Annotated in this window: 3 protein-coding genes and 1 pseudogene; 3 read left to right on the top strand and 1 reads right to left on the bottom strand. The window is 64.1% G+C overall.

The genetic code is table 11. The features are described from left to right. Positions 1–330, bottom strand: a pseudogene (locus tag EOA75_RS30265) (hypothetical protein); the annotation flags it as partial. Between the two features lie 128 nt (positions 331–458). Between EOA75_RS30265 and thrC the strand changes: the two are divergent. From thrC to EOA75_RS30280, 3 genes are all read left to right on the top strand, one after another. Beyond that, complete coding sequence (gene thrC / locus EOA75_RS30270) at positions 459–1856, top strand: threonine synthase (protein WP_127325867.1); 1398 nt, start codon at positions 459–461, stop codon at positions 1854–1856. A gap of 14 nt (positions 1857–1870) precedes the next feature. Then, on the top strand, positions 1871–3163 hold the full coding sequence (locus EOA75_RS30275; protein WP_066997977.1) for a pitrilysin family protein: 1293 nt from the start codon (positions 1871–1873) through the stop codon (positions 3161–3163). A gap of 16 nt (positions 3164–3179) precedes the next feature. Next, the coding region (locus EOA75_RS30280; protein WP_164747674.1) for a GNAT family protein at positions 3180–3756 on the top strand (577 nt) is incomplete at its 3' end.

Raw genomic sequence — 3756 nt, forward strand, 5'->3', positions numbered from 1 at the left:
GTTCGGTCCGGTCTGTGCGGCTGCGGCTGCCTCGGCTTCAGCGTCCGCCGCGGCATCGACTTTCTTTTTCTTCGTCTTGGCGGCGGCGCCCTTAGCATAGGTATTGAAGAAGGCGGTGCCGTCGCGCAGCGTCACTTTCGGGCAGTAGGCGCGCAACTGGCTGGCAAGCACCTTGGGGTCCTGCGGCGGTGGCGGCGCGGTCGGGTCCTTCTTGCTGAAGCCGAAGTTCAAAATGCCATTGTCGCTCGATTGGCAGCCTGCGGCGGCAAGCATAAAGCCGGTGAGCGCCAGACCCGCGACAACACGGCGGTTGACCGAATAAAACCTCATGAACTGCACTTCCCTCTCACAAAGCCGGTGACGTATATCAACGCCGCGGCGAAAATGCGACTGAGCCGGCTCGGAAAATTAACCAATTTGCCGTGGATGACGCGGCCGGCAGCAATGGGTTCTTGACGATGCAATATGTGAGTACCCGCGGGGATGCGCCCGTGCTTGGATTTTCGGACGCGGTGCTGGCCGGACTGCCGCGCGACGGCGGGCTTTACCTGCCGCGCGAATGGCCGCAGTTCTCGTCCGCCGATATTCGCGCCATGCGCGGCCTCGCCTATCCCGACCTTGCCATCCGCGTCTTGACACCCTTCCTCGGCGGCGAGATAGCCGCACCCGTCTTCGAACGGCTGGTGCGTGAAGCCTACGCGACTTTCCGGCACGATGCGGTCTGCCCGCTGGTGCAGACGGGCAAAAACACCTTCATCCTCGAGCTCTTCCACGGCCCGACGCTGGCCTTCAAGGACGTGGCGATGCAGCTGCTCGCGCGGCTGATGGACCATGTGCTGGCCGAACGGGGCAACCGCGCGACCATCGTCGGCGCCACCTCCGGCGACACCGGAGGCGCGGCAATAGACGCCTTCGCCGGCCGCGACCGCACCGATATCTTCATCCTTTTCCCCAACGGCAAGGTCTCGCCGGTGCAGCAGCGGCAGATGACGACGTCGAGCGCCGCGAACGTGCACGCGCTGTCGATCGAAGGCAATTTCGACGATTGCCAGGGCCTGGTGAAGGATATGTTCAACGACCACGGCTTCCGCGACAGGGTATCGCTGTCGGGTGTCAATTCGATCAACTGGGCCCGCATCATGGCCCAGATCGTCTATTACTTCTCCTCGGCGCTGTTGCTGGGCGCGCCCGACCGGCCGGTGTCATTCACCGTGCCGACCGGCAATTTCGGCGATATTTTCGCCGGTTATGCCGCCAAGCGAATGGGGCTGCCGGTCGAGCGGCTGATCATCGCCACCAACGACAACGACATATTGGCACGCACGCTTGCAAGCGGCGAATATCGCACCAAGGGCGTGTTCGCCACCACCTCGCCGTCGATGGACATCCAGGTGTCCTCGAACTTCGAGCGCCTGCTGTTCGAGGCGGCGGGCCGGGATGCCGCGACGGTCAGGCGCTACATGAACGGGCTGAAGCAGTCCGGCGCCTTTACCGTCGAAGCGGGCGAAATGGCGAGGATGCGTGCGGAGTTCGACGCCGGCCGCGCCAGCGTCGACGAGGTCGCGGCAACCATTCGCCAGACGCTTGAAGCGAGCGGCTATCTGCTCGATCCGCACACGGCCGCCGCCATGCACGTAGCGGCCGGCCAAATGTCGGGCGCCGTGCCCATGGTGGTTCTCGGCACCGCGCATCCGGCCAAATTCCCGGCGGCGGTCGAGGCCGCCAGCGGCGTTACGCCAGCGCTGCCCGCTTGGCTCGCCGGCTTGATGACAGCCGACGAAAAGTACACCATACTTCCATCCGAGCTGAAAATGGTGGAAGAATACGTGAGCCGCCACACGCGGGCGGCCCGTTAGGGAGTAGTTGCCATATGGGTGTTGAGGTAAGCCGTCTGTCGAACGGCCTGACGGTCGCCACCGAAACCCTTCCAAGCCTCGAATCCGTTGCCCTTGGCGCCTGGGTCAAGTCGGGCGCACGCAATGAACGCGACGAAGAGCACGGCATGGCCCATCTGCTCGAACACATGGCTTTCAAGGGAACGAAACGGCGCAGCGCCTTCGAGATCGCCTCGGAAATCGAGAATGTCGGCGGCGAGATCAACGCGGCCACCAGCGTCGAGACGACCTCCTACTACGCCAGGGTGCTTTCCGCCGACGTGCCGCTCGCGGTCGACATCCTGGCCGACATCCTGCAGGAATCGGAGTTCGATCCGGAGGAACTGGAGCGCGAGCAGCATGTGATCCTGCAGGAGATCGGCGCCGCGCACGACACACCCGACGACATCGTCTTCGACCGTTTCACCGAAACCGCCTTCCGCCACCAGACCATCGGCCGCTCGATCCTCGGCACGCCGGAGACGGTCAAATCCTTCACCTCCAGGCAGCTGCACGATTTCATCGAACGGCAATATGGCGCCGAGCGCATGGTGATCGTGGCCGCCGGCGACATCAAGCACGACAATTTCGTGCGCGAGGTGGAAAGACAGCTTGGCGGCTTCCGCGCCAAGGCCACCAGCAACATCCCGCAATATGCGCAGTATGTCGGCGGCGACTTCCGCGAGGACCGCGACCTGATGGATGCGCAGATCGTGCTCGGCTTCGAGGGCCGCGCCTACCATGTGCGCGACTTCTACGCCTCGCAGGTGCTGTCGATGATCCTCGGCGGCGGCATGTCGTCGAGGCTGTTCCAGGAAGTGCGCGAGAAGCGCGGCCTGTGCTATTCGGTCTATGCCTTCCACTGGGGCTTTTCCGACACCGGCATTTTCGGTGTGCATGCGGCGACCGGACAGAGTGATATCGCCAAGCTGGTGCCGGTCATCATCGACGAATTGCAGAAGGCCGGGGAAAGCATCCAGCAGGATGAGCTCGACCGCGCACGCGCGCAATATCGGGCCGGCCTCATCATGTCGGCCGAAAGCCCGGCAAGCCGCGCCTCGCAGATCGCCAGGCAGTTGCTGCTGTTCGGGCGGCCGATCGCCAAGGAGGAGTTGATGGAGCGGCTGGCGGCGCTGACGGTCGAGCGGCTGACCGATCTCTCCTCGCGGCTGTTCTCGACCAAGCCGACGCTGACGGCGGTCGGCCCCGTGGGGACGCTGGCGCCCTACGAGGCGATCCTCGAATCGCTTGCGGGCCCGCAGACGACGGCTCGCAGGCTCGCCGTCTAACCTTCGTTCCAAAGTCGTGTTCGCGCTTCCTTTCTTTCGCCGCGACCTGCCGGCACTGAAGGGCGAAAAAGTCACGTTGCGCGTGCCTTTGACCAACGATTACCGCGAATGGTCGACGCTGCGCGGCGAAAGCCGCGCCTTTCTGGAGCCATGGGAGCCGCGTTGGCAGCCTGACGAGCTCGACCGCACCGCCTGGCGGCTGCGCATCGGCCGCTACCGCGAGGACTATGCGCAAGGCACGGCCATTGCCTTCTTCATCTTCGAGAAGTCGAGCGGCAAGCTCGCCGGCGGCATCACGCTCGGCAACATCCGCCACGGTGTCGCGCAAAGCGGCCACATCGGCTACTGGATCGGCGAGCGCTTCGGCGGCCGTGGACTGATGACCGACGCGGTCAAGGTGGTGTCGCGTTTTGCCTTCGATACGCTGCGGTTGCACCGGATCGAGGCTGCCTGTATTCCCGACAACGCACGGTCGATCCGCGTGCTTGAAAAAGCCGGATTCCGGCGCGAAGGACTTCTCAGATCCTATCTCCGGATCAACGGCATCTGGCAGGATCACTACCTCTACGCCCGGATCGCGGACGATCCGCCGG

This window comes from Mesorhizobium sp. M1A.F.Ca.IN.022.07.1.1, assembly GCF_003997575.1.
GTDB lineage: Bacteria > Pseudomonadota > Alphaproteobacteria > Rhizobiales > Rhizobiaceae > Mesorhizobium.